This window comes from Bradyrhizobium sp. AUGA SZCCT0177, from assembly GCF_018130125.1.
Lineage (GTDB): Bacteria > Pseudomonadota > Alphaproteobacteria > Rhizobiales > Xanthobacteraceae > Bradyrhizobium.
In genome coordinates this window covers 174,383-190,272 of the sequence record NZ_JAFCMA010000009.1, presented here as the reverse complement: position 1 = coordinate 190,272, position 15,890 = coordinate 174,383, and the positions used below count along the sequence as shown (strand labels likewise).

Genomic DNA, 15,890 nt, shown 5'->3' with positions numbered 1-15,890 from the left:
TATAAAGCGCCCCGACGACTCCGGATCGGGACGCTTCAATGGACTGTAGCGGCCGTCGATCAACCCTTTGATGCTTTACGCGCCCAATCAAGCGCACTCGCTGATATCGGAACCACCTCGCCAACATCGAGCACAGGAGTAATCTTAACGTCATTCCAATAGTTGTATTTCGCAGCGAAGGCGGTGATGGCCTTCGGGTCATTGGTCTCAACCAAAATAAAGCCGCCCCTTCCGGCGAGGTCTGAAACAAACGCGTGAATCGTCAGCCCCTTTTCCTCTTCAGGCTTCCACTTACTGAACGCGGTTAGAAGCGCCTCGCCCCCCGCAATGTTTTGATCAAAGGAAAGACCTGCCGTTCGGATCGTATACTCACACATATATTTCATAGGTTTTCCTCCTCCCTGAACCGGGCAGCATTGCCCAAGTTCCCACAATATCGACTTGTTCGGCGATGTCGCCTCAATAACAATCTGCTGCTTCAGCGGCCTATGTCGGGTTCTAAGAGCGCTACCTGATTGGCGAATGCTGGAGCTTCCAACTCCCGCTCCAGAAGACAATGCCAGCCTTCAGAAGGACCGCCGAAGCCGTCAGTCGAAAGCAAACACATCGGATCTATTCATTAACAAGAATATTCAATCCCATGCGTGGACCTTTTGGGGTAATCCCGGACATCATGAATTCGGGCAAACTTGAGCGAGCTCGCAAGCTTTACGGCGAGTTTAGCCCTCCCGCTTGAGCAGAACGTGCAGGCGCCGATAGCCGAAGCGGCGCCGCTCCTGGGCGATCGCCCGCATGCGTTGGCGAAGGCCGGCATCGTCCGCCCGGGTCGTCTGGTATCTCATGGTCATGCGGCAGCAGCCGGTGGCTTTAAGTCCGTGGGGCAAGGTCAGCGGCCTTGCGCTCGATGTTTCAGACAATGCTTTATGACGAACTGCATCGCGGCCCTTATTCATGAGATGAATTTAATGAGCTGGTCGGGTGGCCACTGCGTTGCCGCATTGACCGCGGGTATGGGTGAGGGCCGCAGCCGACCCTCGAACCAAAACTCTGCTTCGCTTTTCCAGCAGACCCGACCTGGCTGCGCGTTCCCGCAACCTAATGCTTTTTCGGGCCAGCCGGGCGAGTCCTTCACTTGCCTCGCTCGCCAACTTGCAGAATATTGACAACTGGCGCCGCAAACAGGACGATCTGCCCGGTCGCCCGAGACTATCCGCCGCTTGGTCGAGTTGTGGCTGAGGGTTAGCAAATGAGTACCGATAAACTTCAGGTGCTACACAATACTGTAGCGGAGATACTGAGCGAGCCTCCCTCGCCACCTACTTTCTTTGACGAGGAGCCCCACGACGCAGCGCGGGCCAGCGAACAGGTTGCGAAGGCTTCTGACAATCTTCGGCGGGGCATCGAAACGCCAATAGAGCATTTCGGAAAGGCACCGTCTCGCGAACCTGGGATTTCGATAAAGAAGATACACGACGCGCCCGTCGCCCGTGACGCCAGGAACGAAATCCCCGGCATAGCTCGTCAAGCACTCGCTGAACAAGTCCCCGGTGCCGCTCCATCGGATGCGGGAAATCAACTGGCTTCCAGGCTGTCGCACGAAGTCCCAAGCCCCCGGTCGGATCCGCAGACCAAGAGCTTCAACACGTTTCGCCCGGCTGTCTCGGACAACCGGATTTCGCTTGGCGGTTGGGCGTTACGTGGCATCGCCGGCGTCCTGCTGGCGGCCGGTATCGGCGCAGGCCTTGCCACCTGGTTGGGGTCGCCCGGCGATGCCGCGAAGACAGCTCCTTCACAACCGGCGCCGCTGGCCCAGGCCGCGCCGACCGCCGCTGCCCTGCCGCCCGAGTTGACGCCGCTGCTCCAGTCGATGGCGCGCGATCTTGCAAGCATGGGGAAGGAGATCGAGCAGCTCAAGGCCGGTCGCGACCTAATGGCCCGCGACAATGCGAAGCTCAACGAGCAATTCAGGGCGAGCCAGGAACAACTGACCCGCGCCGTTGCCCAGCTTTCCGAACAACTCAAGGCAAGCCAGGAGCAAGCGGCGCGCGACAATGCAAGCGTAGCCGGGCAAATCAAAGGAATCCAGGAACAATTGGCCAGCGTCATTTCCCGGGCTCCCGAGCAGAATGCGTCGCCCAGAATAGCCGCGACCCCGCCACGGCCGACGCCTCCTTCGCCACGGCCAGCAGCTCCCGGGGTGCGCCAGCCGGTGCCGACACTCTCGTCGCCACAGGCCACAACCCAGCCGAGGGCCGAAAGGCCAAAACCGTCACCGACGTCGCGGCCGCCGGCGCCCGCGCAATAGAGCTGTCCTTTCACGGGTCCGATCATCCCACTGCAATAACCAGCAGCCGATTGCCTTGCCTTAATCAAGGCGGTCCGGCGCTTCCGGCCGTGCACCTTTGAGTTCGCAGCTTAGCTAGTTAGGTGGCAAGACAAGGTCGGCCTGCCGGCTATCACGTCGCAAAATGATGATCGATCCATTGCGGGTCGTAAACCTGGCTCCGAGCAATTTCGGAATCTTCTCCATGAGCTGGGACGGTAGCGGGATCGTTGCGATGCCGACCGTATCGCCGACTTTGATCGCGGGTGCAGGCGTGCCCGCGGCCGGCGCGGGCTTGATAAAATCCCGGATCAGTCGAATTTCTTCTGGTGTCAGATTGAGCGCGGCTTGCTCGGTTCGAGGGTCGGCCCCGGCCTTCTTTTCAGCAACGGATTTGTTTTGGGATTCCGTTTGTTGGTCAGCCTTCTGCTTTGCTTTTTCCAAAAAATCCGCCCTGGCGGCGCGTTCCCTGAGAGGCGAGAGTTCGCGCTGGAGGGTTGCGATTTCCGATTTCAGGGATCTGATCTGGGTGAGCGCAATCACTGCTCCAGCGCACATCACGAGCACGAGCAGGGTCAGGAGCGCAATGGCTACGCCTCCGACATTTCCGGTCCTTCGTGCCGCCTTTGCGGTGGATCCGTCTCGCTCCAGATGACGTTGCCAGATGGCCTGAGCTTGCTGCAATCCGGCAGCGATTAGCTTACTGAACTTGTTTCGTTCAGGCGGCGCGAGCGCTGGCGTCTTGGCCTCGGCATCAGAATTTCGCGAAAAAAAGGCGGGTGCGCTCGGCCGCCGCGGTTCCTCCTGAGGAACCGGGATTGGATTGCTGTTCTGTAGATCGGCGGCACCAACTTCCGGAGCTATGGGCTGGGCAATACTTTCATGGGGCAAATGGCCGCCTGATTCTTGAGCGGCGGCAGGAATTGTACTTGCCGAAGAAGTATCCTCGGCATTTGCAGTTTCTTCCATCCTGTCGGGGTCGACATCGATTTTATCGTCCCGCCGATCGAGATCGAAAATTTTCAGACGCTCCTCAGTGCCGACGAGATGATCGATCATTTTCAGTGAAGGGGAGGGAGATGGTGCGGGAAGATCAAATGAGGGCTCGTTCGAGGCTCCCAAAGCCCTCAACGCCGATCGGCCTGCGTCGGTAATTCGTAACCCGTCGCCTTCCGGCGTCACCAGCCCCGACTGAAAAATGTCGATGTCATCGAGCGCGGAGGCAATCTCTTCCGATTGATCTTCGGCAGTGAGCGCCTCGACATCGTCCCTGAGGTCGTCAAGAGACGCGCGGCCGTCAGGGCGCTTGGCTAGCGCAGTCAGTATCGCCAACTTGAATTTCACACTGTCCCTCGGTGTTGCGCGTCGATGGCCTGCCAAGTCTCGCGAGAGATTGAGCGCAGCTTGATCGGTGCCGGTCTCCCCACCAGCTTTGTTCTTTTCCGAGGTGGCATCGTCTTGCGCCCCCTCTTGTTGACCAAGTCTCTCTTCGTTTTTTCCGCTTGCTCGAGTTTTCCAAGACTGACCGCCCGCAATGGCGGCGCCGACGCCTGCAACGACCACGACCAAGATCAGGATTGCAAATGCAGCGCGCCTCCTATCCCTGCAACATGGTGTTCGGCTTTTGGCATTGAAGTATCCTGCGCAAAATGGCGGCGCCAACGCTCGACGATAGAGTGCATTTTCGTGGCGGTGTAGGTGAGGGGATTCGATAACTGAGACGATTGACCGCTCGGCCCTTGAGCCTTGGAACCGAAGCCCCGTCGCAAGAAGGCGGGAGCGTCCTGAGGCGCCGCGTCAGCCGTCTCAATCGCGATCGTTTGGCGGCTTTCCTGCGCGGACGGTTGATGGTTCGCACCATCGTCCGCCCCGTCAGGCCGTTCAGGCGGATCGGGGGCCCTAACTCCCGACGTCGAGTAAGGCGTTCTGATTGCCACTGCCCCGGTTTCTCCCTCTGCTCCGTTTCGCTGACACCACTTTGAAGGGGTTCAGCTCAAGATCGAAGATCTCTGGTCGTTCCTGGTTGGCGATCAGATCATCGATCATTCCTGGCGCTGGCGCGAGCCCCTTCGCCGCTCAGGACGCAAGATTCTCAAGTGGTCCTTGAGTCGCCCCGATGAAGAAGGCGCCTGTCGGGCGCCGCGTCGAAACCCGAGTCGGCAGACTCCGCGCGGGGCGCCAGTTCTGGGGCGTTGAGCGAGCCGTGGTCCCGGCCGATCGATCAAACGCCGAAGTAAAGGCTGCCTCAGTTGGAGGCGGCCCCAGGGCCGGGGGGACCGGGCTGTACTGGGGCCGCCCATTCCAACCGACCGGCAATGGCGGATTGCCAACGGCCTCCGCAAGTTACCGCAGCTCGGTTGATCTTTCCGAACTAGTTCGGAGTACCTCAGCTCTTTCATTTTCATTGGCTTGCCGAGCGTGACGGGCCGGAGATGATGGCCTGTATCGCCATGCTGAAGGCACTGCGCCGGCCCGAGGCGGAACCGACTCCAGCGCCGCGCCAGAAGCGCACCAAGGCTTAACTGCGTCGTTCGATGATAAGGGACGGATTCCGCCTCAAGCAGCGCTTGTGGGAGTACCCTGTGAATAGGTGGGACAAGCCCTCAATCTTCGGTTTTGGCACCCTGCATTGTGTCATCGTGAGTGATCCCGATTCGCAGGAACCTCATATGGGCGAGCCAGTACGAGAAGTTTGCGCCGATCTTCTGACCCGCGCCAACAGCGCGGCTGAGGATGGCCCCCGTGGATTCGAGAACGCCACCATTTCAATCGTCGATGCACTTTCCAAGGAAGTAAGCACCGCTGATCTGGTCGCTATCAGCTACCGACTTCAAGCGTTATCCGGCCTTACGATGAATCTGCACGGCCGCGAATATAGGCTGATCAATGAAGCCGCATTCAAGGCAGCCGCGACCTGTCCGCTGGTCTTGCGTGGTACATTCGGCGAAGTTGAATTTGACCGCGAAGAATTTTTGCGGCTAGCACTGTCTTTTGCCGAGCCGGCAGGTAACGGCTGAGCAAATGGGATCCCTAATTGAATAGCCGCGTCGGTGGGGGAAAAAAATCCGCAGCGTGCCGCTCGGGATCGAACGTCACTTTGGATCGGCGGACTGCAGCTACGGGTGACGTAACGCGAAAGACTGCACTGATCGGCAGCAGGTAAGCACCGCATCCGCTGCTCTAGCCGCCCGATCGGGGGTGCTCCGATTCGACCGGATAGCTCCTGAGGAACAAGTACGTTGTCGCTCAGGACGCGGGATACTCAAGTGGGCCTTGAAGTGGCCCCGATGCAGAAGGCGCCTGTCGGGCGCCGCGTCGAAACCTGAGAAACAATTGAATTTGCTGGCTCCCCGGGCTGGATTCGAACCAGCGACCATTCGATTAACAGTCGAATGCTCTACCGCTGAGCTACCGAGGAATAGGCGAAACAAATGTTCGCGAGCCGGGAGCGTATAACAAAGCCTTTCGGGCTTGCAAAGGACCAAATGTCCATCCCCGGCGCCATGGTGGATGGGGCCTGAAATCCCCGGCGGTTCAAGGATTTGCCGCCATTTCCCGGTCCGGCGCGGGCATAACCGGCAACGCACCTGTGCAAACCCGGCATCCGCGCGGAGCATGGCGCCAGCCGCCAATTCGACTCAATCCGATCCGAATTTTGAAACTGCCGGGTTTCACGGGAGCCGATTCGATGCCAGCCATTTCCGCCGACCTGATGAGAGCCGTGCCCTCGATCGTGCCGAGCGATATTCCTGATCTCAGCGATGACGAATGCCTGTTCCGGCTGGCGCAAGCGCTTGTGGAACATGATTCCGAGCATCTGGACGAGGTGGCGCAGCTGATCGGCCGGCTTGCGGTCACGATCGAGTAGGGCGCCTTTATCTTCGGAATCCTGCGCCGGGTTGGCGCGTGCGCCCGGCGTGTTGCGTTTTGCCGGAGCTTGTACCAAAGATGACCCCGGTTTCAGCTCTCCCGGCGGCAACGCCGCTTGCTTTCAGGGTCTTAGCCCAAGGGTCTTCGCCAATGTCCGGTTTTTCGACCGCGCGCCAGAAAATGGTCGATGGTCAGGTGCGTCCCAGCGACGTCACCGATATCCGCATCATCGACGCCATGCTGGCGGTGCCGCGCGAGACCTTTGTCCCCGAAAACAAGCGCGCCCTGGCTTATCTGGACCTCGATCTCGAGGTCGGCGAGGCCGGTTCGGAAAAGCAGTTCCTGATCCAGCCGGCGGTGCTGGCGAAGATGCTGCAGGCCGCCGAGATCAAGGAAACCGACAATGTTCTGGTGGTGGGCTGCGCCAGCGGATACGCCGCTGCCGTGATTGGCCAATTTGCCAGGCAGGTCCATAGCGCGACAGGCGCCGACGGGGATCCCGCCAAGGCGCCCTTCGACGTCATCGTCCTGAACGGCGCGACCGAGGTCGTGCCGCAAAAGCTCTATGGGCAACTCCGGGACGGCGGCCGGCTGGTCGGCGTTTTCGCGATGTCGCAGCCGCAGCGGGCTACCATCGTGACGCGTTCCCATGGCGATTTCGGGAACCGGGCGCTGTTCGACGCCGCCGTGCCGGTGCTGCCGGGCATGGAACGGCTTCCAGCGTTCGTTTTCTAGAAGCGTTTTCGAGCGAAAGCCTGCCCCGGACTTGATCCGGGGTGGAACCCGGTTCGCGCCAGGAAAACGCGTCAAAACAAAAAGACGCCCCGTTCAGGCTGTTAAAATCCCGTTCTGAATCAGAAGTGTGGCCCGTTTGCCCCACGTGAAGAGTTTCGACCGGTTTCGCTTGCTGGGTGGTTCCGTCGAGCCCCGGTGCGGAATAAGGTGAGCCGGGACTCACTTCGACGAAGCGGCGTCCGGTTGTTGTTTTGGCCGGCGAACTAAATGATTGGATCACCATTGATGCGTGGGGTGAAGGTTTTCACCGGAGCTGCGGCTTCGGTCCTTCTGTTAGCTTTGATGGGCCCGACGCCCGCTCTGGCCGATACGATCGAGGCCGCGCTGGTGCGCGCCTATCAGAACAACCCACAGTTAAACGCGCAGCGCGCCCAGGTGCGCTTCACCGACGAAAACGTGCCACAGGCGTTGTCGGGCTATCGCCCCAGGGTCGCCGTCACCGCCAGCGCCGGTTATCAATATACCGACACGCTTCTCAATTCTGGCGGTCTCAACGCTGCGGGTGCCCCCGTCGTGGTTTCTCAGCAAACTCACGGCACCAACGCGCCGCGCAGCGTCGGCGCTACCGTCACGCAGAACGTGTTCAACGGCCAGCAGACCGCCAACCGCACCCGCGCCGCTGAAAGCCAGGTTTCCGGCGCGCGCGAAGCCTTGCGGGCGCTGGAGCAGACTGTGTTGCTGTCGGCGGCCACGATCTACATGGACTATCTGCGCGACTCCGCGATCGTCGAGGTTCAGAAGAGCAACGTTCGCGTGCTCGAACAGACGCTGAAGCAGACCAAGGACCGCTTCAATGTCGGCGAAGTGACCCGCACCGACGTCGCGCAATCGGAAGCACAACTGGCCGCCGGCAGGACCCAGCAACTCACCGCCGAGTCCAACCTGAACACGACGCGTTCGAACTTCCGCCGCATCATCGGCAATGAGCCGGTAGCGCTGGCCCCGGGTTCGCCGGTCGATCGCTATTTGCCGGGCACGTTGCCCGGCGCCGTCGAACTCGGCCTGACGCAAAATCCGAATGTTACCGCGGCGATGTTCGGCATCGACGTCAGCTACCTCCAGGTCAAGGTCAACGAGGGCGCATTGTTGCCGACCGTGAACCTGGTGGCATCGGTGCAGCAGTCCTACGAACAGACCATGACCGTCTACAGGTCGTTCGGGGCGTCGGCTGTCGCGCAGCTCAATGTCCCGATCTACAATGGCGGCGCCGAATATTCGTTGATCCGCCAATCCAAGGAAACCCTGGCGCAGCAGCGCCTCACTCTCGAACAGCAGCGGGATCAGGCCCGCGCCAACGTCGTCACGGCCTGGGGACAGTTGGTGGCCGGCAAGGCGCAGGTGCAGTCGGCACAGGCGCAGGTGACGGCGTCCGAGATCGCGCTCAACGGCGTGCGCGAGGAAGCTAAGGCCGGACAGCGCACCACGCTCGACGTCTTGAACGCGCAGCAGGCGCTGGTCAACGCGCGCGTCGCGCTCGTCACCGCCCAGCACGACCGCGTCGTCGCGTCCTACTCGGTGCTCAACACGATCGGGCGTTTGTCACCGATCGTGCTCAAGCTGCCGACCACGACCTATGATCCGAGCGTGCACTATCATCAGGTGCGCGACAGCTGGGCCGGCGTTCGCACCCCCGACGGCCGCTGATATCCCGCCACCCGCATGCGTGCGGGATGACAAGCGTCACCCGGGGATGACAACGTCATCCGGGGGATGACAACGTCATTCGGCCGGAATGATTCACCACCCGACGGGGAGTACGCCGGGTGTGTTGTTGCAATCACTTGTTGCCGTGACATAACTTTCTTGGAGGCAGCAGGGCGATTCGCACACCTTTTACGTCTACAGGCCGCGAGCCGCGTTGCTTTTGGGGAGCGGAACCCCGCGCGATGCATCGTGTGGGGTTGATCTGGGGACAAGTCTGGCTTGCGCGATGAAAATCCCGGCCTGCATATCCGGAACCGGCAAATCCCGAGTGGCTTGGTGTAAAATGGTTTCGATGTGGAGTCGGCGATGACGCAACCTGCAAAGGTCCAAGAGCCCTCGATGGAGGAGATTCTGGCGTCGATCCGTCGCATCATCGCTGACGACGAAGCCAAACCTGCTGATGCAAAGCCGGCTGCCGCCGAGAAGCCCGCAAGCCCGCCGCCATCAGCGAAACCCGAGCCTCCGGCCGCCAAGCCGACGGCGATGAAGGATATTCCGCCGTCGGCGATCGCGCCCAAACCGGCCGCCGCGCCCAAGCCCGCGCCACCGCCGCCTGCGCCGGAGCCCGCCGCCAGCAACAACCAGGACGACATCGACGCGATGCTCGCAAGCCTCGACGCGGCGACGCCGGAGGCGGACATCCGGCCGGCGCAGCCCGAGGCCGACGTGTTCGAGCTCACCGACGAGATGGCGGTGCCGGATCCGCAGCCGGCGGCATCCTCATTCCACAAGATCGAGCCGCAGGACGACATCGAGTTCACCGAGACCGCCGCCGCCAAGGCGCTGCACCGGCAGCCGGCCTATGAACCGCCGCCGTTTGAAAGCGCCGCCGCAGCTTCGCCGGCGCAGCAGATATTGTCGCGCTCGACGGTGTCCGCGGTCGAATCCGCCTTCAATTCGCTGGCCAACACGGTGCTCAGCAACAACGCCCGGACGCTGGAAGATCTGGTCAAGGAAATGCTGCGGCCGATGCTGAAATCCTGGCTCGACGACAATCTCCCGGGCTTGGTGGAGAAGCTCGTCAAAGCCGAAATCGAGCGGGTTTCGCGCGGGCGCTAGCCCGTCAAAGCGGCCGCTTGCGAGGCGTTTGGCCCTCATTCAGCCATGCCCGACGGGCTTTATCGGACTTCGGCGTGCAGCTGCGGTTGACTCGATGCCTTCCGGCGGCTTTCTAGGGGCCCGTAAGGTTCCTGATTGCTTCAGAGTCGGGCGCTAGTCTGTTGTTTTGAACGCGTTTTCCTGGCGCGAACCGTCTCCAAATTCGCTCGAAAACGCTATCGCTTCCTCAAGACCCCAATTGCATTGTCATGATCGAGAAAAACTACCAGCCCGCCGATATCGAAAGCCGCATGTCGGCCATCTGGGAGGAGAGCGGCGCGTTCAAAGCCGGCCGCCCCGAGCGGCGCGACGCCGAGCCCTTCACCATCGTGATCCCGCCGCCGAACGTCACCGGCTCGCTGCACATGGGCCATGCGCTCAACAACACCTTGCAGGACATTCTCTGCCGCTTCGAACGGATGCGTGGCCGCGACGTCCTGTGGCAACCCGGCACCGATCATGCGGGCATCGCGACCCAGATGGTGGTCGAGCGGCAATTGATGGAGCGGCAGGAGCCAGGCCGCCGCGAATTGGGGCGCGCGAAATTCCTCGAGCGCGTCTGGCAGTGGAAGGCGGAAAGCGGCGGTGTCATCGTCAACCAGCTGAAGCGGCTCGGCGCGTCCTGCGACTGGTCGCGCGAACGTTTTACGATGGACGAGGGCCTCTCTCGCGCGGTCGCCAAAGTGTTCGTCGAGTTGTACCGCGAAAAGCTGATCTACAAGGACAAGCGGCTGGTCAACTGGGACCCGAAGCTGCTTACCGCGATCTCCGATCTCGAAGTGCAGCAGGTCGAGGTCAAGGGCAGTCTCTGGTATCTGCGCTATCCGATCGAGGGCAAAACTTTCAGCCCTGACGATCCCACGACCTTCATCGTGGTCGCGACCACGCGGCCGGAGACGATGCTGGGCGACACGGCGGTGGCCGTGCATCCGGACAACGAACGGCTCGGGCATCTGATCGGCCAGCACGTCATCCTGCCGTTGGTCGGCCGCCGCATCCCAATCGTCGGCGACGACTATGCCGATCCCGAGAAGGGTTCGGGCGCGGTCAAGATCACGCCGGCGCACGACTTCAACGACTTCGAAGTCGGCAAGCGCCACGGTCTGCCGCAGATCAGCGTGCTCGATCAGGAGGGCTGCATGGCCCTCGTCGACAATGAGGACTATCTGCGCGGCTTGCCGGAAGGCGCGTCCCAATTCGCGGAAGAATTCCACCATGTCGATCGCTTCGCCGCGCGCAAGCGGATCGTCACGCGTCTGGAGGAATTCGGCTTCCTCGAAAAGATCGAGCCCAACACCCACGCGGTGCCGCACGGCGATCGCTCCGGCGTCGTTATCGAGCCGTATCTCACCGATCAATGGTATGTCGACGCCAAGACGATGGCGCAGCCGGCGATCGCGGCGGTGCGTGGCGGCGCGACCGCGTTCGTCCCGAAGAACTGGGAAAAGACCTATTTCGAATGGATGGAGAACATCCAGCCCTGGTGCATTTCCCGCCAGCTCTGGTGGGGCCACCAGATTCCGGCCTGGTACGGCCCTGACGGCAAGGTGTTCGTCGCCGAGACCGAAGAGGAAGCCGTCGGCAACGCGCTCGGCTATTACGTCGAACAGGAAGTCATCACGCCGGAGCAGGGGCAGGCGATGGCGGAGGATTCCGCCAAACGCGAAGGCTTCATCACGCGCGATGAAGACGTGCTCGACACCTGGTTCTCGTCGGCGCTGTGGCCGTTCTCGACGCTGGGCTGGCCGGAGGAAACACCGGAGGTCGCGCGTTACTATCCGACCAACGTGCTGGTGACGGGTTGGGACATCATCTTCTTCTGGGTCGCGCGGATGATGATGATGGGCCTTCACTTCAAGGAGGAAGCGCCGTTCTCGACCGTCTACATCCACCGCCTGGTTCGCGACGAGAAGGGCGCGAAGATGTCGAAGTCGAAAGGCAACGTCATCGATCCCCTGGGCGTCATCGACGACTATGGCGCCGACGCACTGCGCTTTGCGCTGGCACGCGGCGCCGCGCACAGCCATGACATCAAGTTATCGCCGCAACTCGTTGAAACTAATCGCAATTTCGCAACCAAGCTGTGGAATTCCTGCCGCTTTGCCGAGATGAATGGCTGCGTCATGCCGGCGGGTTTTGATCACACGAGCGCCAAGGAAACCCTGAACCGCTGGATCGCGCACGAAACCTCGCGCGCGACGCGTGAAGTCACCGAGGCGATCGAGGCCTATCGCTTCAACGACGCAGCCAACGCGATCTATCGCTTCGTCTGGAACGTCTATTGCGACTGGTACATCGAACTCGCAAAACCGATGTTGCTGGGCGAGGAGGGCGCGGCGAAAACCGAAACCCGCGCCATGGTCGCCTGGGCGCGCGATGAAATTCTGAAGCTGCTGCATCCGTTCATGCCCTTCATCACCGAGGAATTGTGGGCAGTGACTGCGGCGCGTGACGGCCTGCTGGTGCTGGCGGAATGGCCACGCAAGGCGAGGGTTCCTACTGACTATGACTTGGGCACACTTGCGTATGGCGCGGATTTCGACCCACGACTGGCGTCCACGGTTTTGACTACTCGTGAGCCCGGCGAGTTCAGCGATCCCGCAGCGGAAGCTGAAATCGGCTGGGTAGTAGATCTCGTCACCGCGATCCGCTCGGTGCGCGCGGAAATGAATATCGCGCCGGCGACGCTGACGCCGCTGGTGCTGTCGGGCGCATCCGCCGAGACCAGGGATCGCGCGCAACGCTGGAGCGATACGGTCAAGCGCATGGCGCGGCTTGGCGAGATATCCTTTGCCGACCGCCCGCCGGAAGGCGCCGTGCAGCTATTGGTGCGCGGCGAAGTCGTGGCGCTGCCGCTCAAGGGCGTGATCGATCTGGCGGCCGAGAAAGCCCGGCTCGACAAGGAAATCGCCAAGGCCGACGCCGACATCAAGCGCGTCGACGCCAAGCTCGGCAACGAGAAATTCGTCGCCAATGCGCCCGAAGAGATCGTCGAGGAAGAGAAAGAGAAGCGCGAGGCGGCCGTGGCGCGAAAAGAGAAAATTCTCGAAGCGCTGGAGCGGCTGAAGAACGCGGTTTAGGGCGATGGCTTCATCGTTTGAGACGCATCGCTTTGCGATGCTCCTCAGGATGAGGTCTGCTAGCTCACGATGAGATCTTTGACCCTCATGGTGAGGAGCGCGGCAGCGCCGCGCGTCTCGAACCATGCGGCCATGATTGTCACTCAGGCGGAATGCGTTCCAACTCGCAGAGCCATCCATGCTGGACCACGTCTCCATCACGGTCTCCGACATCGCCGCCGCCGAGCGGTTCTACGACGCGATCATGAAAGCGCTCGGAATCGTCAAGGTCGGCCGTCGCGACGACTGGCTCGGCTATGGTGAGCGGGCGCGCCCGGCGTATCCGGACCGGGTTTATCTCACCATCCGCAAGGGCCCGAAACCGGACGACGCTTTTGGCCGCCACTGGTGCTTCAAGGCACGATGGCAGACCAAGGTCGACGCCTTCTGGGACGCCGGCATCGCCGCCGGCGGCACCGACGACGGACCGCCGGGACTGCGCGACTATCACGCGTCCTATTACGCGGCGTTCCTGCGCGATCCCGACGGCAACCGCATCGAGGCCGTGTGCCATCACGCGGTGTGAAAAGCGAGATACCGCCGCGACAAACTGACACGACGGGCAAATCACTTCTGATTGTCAGAAATTGTGTCAAGCCCCGAAATAAAAAATATTTCGCTTTCGCCGTCGGGCAAATCATCTCTACGAGTTTGCGTTATCCCGTCCCACTCAGAGGGGCGTCGGCCGTCGTCACGACGAGGGGCGGGTTGCGATGGACGTAACAGTTACGATTGACGGTCGCGGCTGAAGCGTACGGCGAAAGCGTGTGGTCCTGGCGCCCGTAACGGCGTTAAGTCCTGCGGGAGCTAACGCTTCCGAGAGGCGACGGTGGCAATAGAGGCCGTCTCACCGGGGAGAGCGCGTCATAAGCCGTAAAGCCATTGCGCAGGGAAGGCTGGGTGTTCTCCGCTGCCCTGTATGCTCGTGTGCAGCCTACTTAGCACAATTCGCACACGAGACCGCGGGTGCAGCGCGCACCCGGTCTTCCCTGCGCCCTCTATTTTCGAGGGCAAGGAAGTTACTTGCAAACCTCGGGCGCAATCCGTCGCGAGAATGCGAAGTCGCGTTTGGATGATGGTGCAATGACAAACACCGCCGTCGTCCCGGCGAACGCCGGGACCCATACGCCGCGGCCCATCGGTAGGAACGCTGGCGTTAGCGACCTGCTCCAACAACAACCGCTGCGGAGTACGGGTCCCCTGATGCGCAATTGCGCATCTGAGTTCGCCGGGACGACGCTAGAGCGGAGCACGCTTCCTCAAAACGCCTTGCTCAAAAACCGCGAGCCCTTGAGCCCGTAGCGCCACGGAAAATCCACGGCCTTGGTGATGCCGATGCGAATGCCGGTGACGATTTCCGCGTCGCCAATCCGCGCATGCAAGCTGATCGGCGGCGCATCGAGCGGCAATTCGCTGTGCTTGATCGTGATGCCCAGCGCCTCGCACAATTTGCCGGGCCCCGAACACAGGGTGCGCTCGTCGTGCAATCCGCGGCGGCGGCGCATCGCGGGAATGCCGTGGGTTGGCTGCAGCGCGCGGATCAGAACCGCGCTGGCCGAGCCTTCTTTCTCGCAGACGAAATTCACGCACCAGTGAATGCCGTAGGAGCGATAGACGTAGGAAAAGCCGGGCGGGCCGAACATCACGAGGTTCCGCGGCGTCGGGCCCCGGAACGAATGCGCGGCCGGATCGGTGTGATGATAGGCCTCGACCTCGACAATGATGCCGCCGACGCCGTCGAGCAGCAGCGTGGCGCCGATCAGGTCGGGCGCGACCTCATGCACGCTGCGGGCAAAAAACGCGCGTTTCAGGGCTTTGCCGAGGCGAAGGGCCTTTGCCTCGGCCGATTTCGTGATTTGAACCATTTTGAGGTGAGAATCAGCGGGAACAGGAGGAAAGCTCCCAATATGGTGCCTGCTTCTGCTAGGTTTCCGCAACCCCAGTTGCCGCCTTCTGCAACGAGGTTGCGGCGCAACGCGACACGGATTAGCTAAAGCCTCCAGGAATATTTAGGCTCCAAATGGTCGTTCTCGTCGATACCGTTTCATCCAACCAGGTTCGCCCGCGCCACCCCGAAAAGGTGAACCGGCCGGATGCGCTGTCGCCGCCGAAGCCGGACTGGATCCGCGTCCGCGCGCCGAACACGCGCGGCTACGTCGATACCCGGAAGATCGTGAAAGAGAACGGCCTCGTCACGGTGTGCGAGGAGGCCGGCTGCCCGAATATCGGCGAGTGCTGGGACAAGAAGCACGCCACCTTCATGATCATGGGGGACACCTGCACCCGCGCCTGCGCGTTCTGCAACGTCAAGACCGGGATGCCCGGCGCGCTCGATGCCGCCGAACCGGAACATGTCGCGGAGGCCACCTTCAAGCTCGGGCTCGCCCATATCGTCGTGACCTCAGTGGACCGCGACGATCTCGCCGATGGCGGCGCCGAGCATTTTGCGCAAACCATCCGCGCGATCCGCGCCCGCTGTCCGACCACGACGATCGAGATCCTGACGCCGGATTTCCTGCGCAAGGAAGGCGCGCTGGAGATTGTCGCGACCGCAAAGCCCGACGTGTTCAACCACAATCTGGAAACCGTGCCGTCGCGCTATCTCACGGTGCGTCCGGGCGCGCGCTACTTCCATTCGATCCGGCTGCTGCAGCGGGTCAAGGAAATCGATCCGACCATCTTCACCAAGTCCGGCATCATGGTGGGCCTCGGCGAGGAACGCCACGAGGTGCTGCAGGTGATGGACGATCTGCGCTCGGCGGACGTCGACTTCCTCACCATCGGGCAATATCTGCAGCCGACCCGCAAGCACCACGCCGTGATGCGCTACGTGACCCCGGACGAGTTCGCCGGCTACGAGAAGGTCGCCTACACCAAGGGCTTCCTGATGGTGTCGGCGAGCCCGCTGACCCGCTCCTCGCATCATGCCGGCGATGATTTCGCCAAGCTGCAGGCGGCGCGCGCGGCGCGATCCCGCTGAG

12 protein-coding genes, 1 tRNA gene and 1 pseudogene are annotated in these 15,890 nt (G+C 61.7%); 9 read left to right on the top strand and 5 right to left on the bottom strand.

Annotation, left to right across the window (positions count from 1 at the left end):
• Positions 1–59: 59 nt before the first annotated feature.
• Entirely contained in the window at positions 60–386 is a 327-nt protein-coding gene (locus tag JQ597_RS13195) for a DUF3303 domain-containing protein (protein ID WP_212214966.1), read from the bottom strand.
• Between the two features lie 336 nt (positions 387–722).
• A pseudogene (locus tag JQ597_RS13190) lies at positions 723–869 on the bottom strand (IS3 family transposase); the annotation flags it as partial.
• 377 nt (positions 870–1,246) lie between these two features.
• Here JQ597_RS13190 and JQ597_RS13185 point away from each other — a divergent pair.
• Entirely contained in the window at positions 1,247–2,305 is a 1,059-nt protein-coding gene (locus JQ597_RS13185; RefSeq protein WP_212264698.1) for a hypothetical protein, read from the top strand.
• Between the two features lie 114 nt (positions 2,306–2,419).
• On the opposite strand, the gene JQ597_RS13180 is transcribed toward JQ597_RS13185, so the two are convergent.
• Positions 2,420–3,886, bottom strand: coding sequence for a hypothetical protein (locus JQ597_RS13180; RefSeq protein WP_212264696.1), 1,467 nt, complete (start codon positions 3,884–3,886; stop codon positions 2,420–2,422).
• Between the two features lie 1,019 nt (positions 3,887–4,905).
• On the opposite strand from JQ597_RS13180, the gene JQ597_RS13175 reads away from it, so the two are divergent.
• A complete protein-coding gene (locus JQ597_RS13175) occupies positions 4,906–5,340 on the top strand; it encodes a hypothetical protein (protein WP_212264694.1) in 435 nt (144 codons plus the stop codon).
• Positions 5,341–5,666: 326 nt separating this feature from the next.
• Here JQ597_RS13175 and JQ597_RS13170 read toward each other — a convergent pair.
• A tRNA-Asn gene (locus JQ597_RS13170) sits at positions 5,667–5,741 on the bottom strand.
• A 270-nt stretch (positions 5,742–6,011) separates the two neighbouring features.
• On the opposite strand from JQ597_RS13170, the gene JQ597_RS13165 reads away from it, so the two are divergent.
• The 6 genes from JQ597_RS13165 to JQ597_RS13140 all read left to right on the top strand — a co-directional run bounded on the left by JQ597_RS13165 (position 6,012) and on the right by JQ597_RS13140 (position 13,435).
• Complete coding sequence (locus JQ597_RS13165) at positions 6,012–6,191, top strand: hypothetical protein (RefSeq protein ID WP_212264692.1); 180 nt, start codon at positions 6,012–6,014, stop codon at positions 6,189–6,191.
• A gap of 152 nt (positions 6,192–6,343) precedes the next feature.
• Positions 6,344–6,928, top strand: a complete 585-nt coding sequence (locus tag JQ597_RS13160) for a protein-L-isoaspartate O-methyltransferase family protein (protein ID WP_212264690.1) — start codon at positions 6,344–6,346, stop codon at positions 6,926–6,928.
• 285 nt (positions 6,929–7,213) lie between these two features.
• On the top strand, positions 7,214–8,632 hold the full coding sequence (locus JQ597_RS13155; protein WP_212264688.1) for a TolC family outer membrane protein: 1,419 nt from the start codon (positions 7,214–7,216) through the stop codon (positions 8,630–8,632).
• Between the two features lie 366 nt (positions 8,633–8,998).
• A complete protein-coding gene (locus JQ597_RS13150; RefSeq protein ID WP_212264687.1) occupies positions 8,999–9,751 on the top strand; it encodes a PopZ family protein in 753 nt (250 codons plus the stop codon).
• A gap of 248 nt (positions 9,752–9,999) precedes the next feature.
• Positions 10,000–12,870, top strand: a complete 2,871-nt coding sequence (locus JQ597_RS13145; RefSeq protein ID WP_212264685.1) for a valine--tRNA ligase — start codon at positions 10,000–10,002, stop codon at positions 12,868–12,870.
• A gap of 178 nt (positions 12,871–13,048) precedes the next feature.
• Positions 13,049–13,435, top strand: a complete 387-nt coding sequence (locus tag JQ597_RS13140; protein ID WP_212264683.1) for a VOC family protein — start codon at positions 13,049–13,051, stop codon at positions 13,433–13,435.
• Positions 13,436–14,168: 733 nt separating this feature from the next.
• Here JQ597_RS13140 and JQ597_RS13135 read toward each other — a convergent pair.
• Positions 14,169–14,774, bottom strand: coding sequence for a DNA-3-methyladenine glycosylase (locus JQ597_RS13135; protein WP_212264681.1), 606 nt, complete (start codon positions 14,772–14,774; stop codon positions 14,169–14,171).
• A 155-nt stretch (positions 14,775–14,929) separates the two neighbouring features.
• Between JQ597_RS13135 and lipA the strand changes: the two genes are divergently transcribed.
• Positions 14,930–15,889 carry a lipoyl synthase gene (lipA, locus tag JQ597_RS13130; protein WP_212264679.1) on the top strand — a complete coding sequence of 320 codons (960 nt, stop codon included), beginning with the start codon at positions 14,930–14,932 and terminating at the stop codon, positions 15,887–15,889.
• The last annotated feature ends 1 nt before the right edge of the window (position 15,890 follow it).

Excerpts from the sequence above, each read along its gene's own strand:
- JQ597_RS13165 (WP_212264692.1), top strand. The coding sequence starts at position 6,012 with ATGCCAGCCATTTCCGCCGACCTGATGAGAGCCGTGCCCTCGATCGTG.
- JQ597_RS13150 (WP_212264687.1), top strand. The coding sequence starts at position 8,999 with ATGACGCAACCTGCAAAGGTCCAAGAGCCCTCGATGGAGGAGATTCTG.
- JQ597_RS13195 (WP_212214966.1), bottom strand. The coding sequence starts at position 386 with ATGAAATATATGTGTGAGTATACGATCCGAACGGCAGGTCTTTCCTTT.
- lipA (WP_212264679.1), top strand. The coding sequence starts at position 14,930 with ATGGTCGTTCTCGTCGATACCGTTTCATCCAACCAGGTTCGCCCGCGC.
- JQ597_RS13135 (WP_212264681.1), bottom strand. The coding sequence starts at position 14,774 with ATGGTTCAAATCACGAAATCGGCCGAGGCAAAGGCCCTTCGCCTCGGC.
- JQ597_RS13145 (WP_212264685.1), top strand. The coding sequence starts at position 10,000 with ATGATCGAGAAAAACTACCAGCCCGCCGATATCGAAAGCCGCATGTCG.
- JQ597_RS13155 (WP_212264688.1), top strand. The coding sequence starts at position 7,214 with ATGCGTGGGGTGAAGGTTTTCACCGGAGCTGCGGCTTCGGTCCTTCTG.
- JQ597_RS13140 (WP_212264683.1), top strand. The coding sequence starts at position 13,049 with ATGCTGGACCACGTCTCCATCACGGTCTCCGACATCGCCGCCGCCGAG.
- JQ597_RS13185 (WP_212264698.1), top strand. The coding sequence starts at position 1,247 with ATGAGTACCGATAAACTTCAGGTGCTACACAATACTGTAGCGGAGATA.
- JQ597_RS13160 (WP_212264690.1), top strand. The coding sequence starts at position 6,344 with ATGTCCGGTTTTTCGACCGCGCGCCAGAAAATGGTCGATGGTCAGGTG.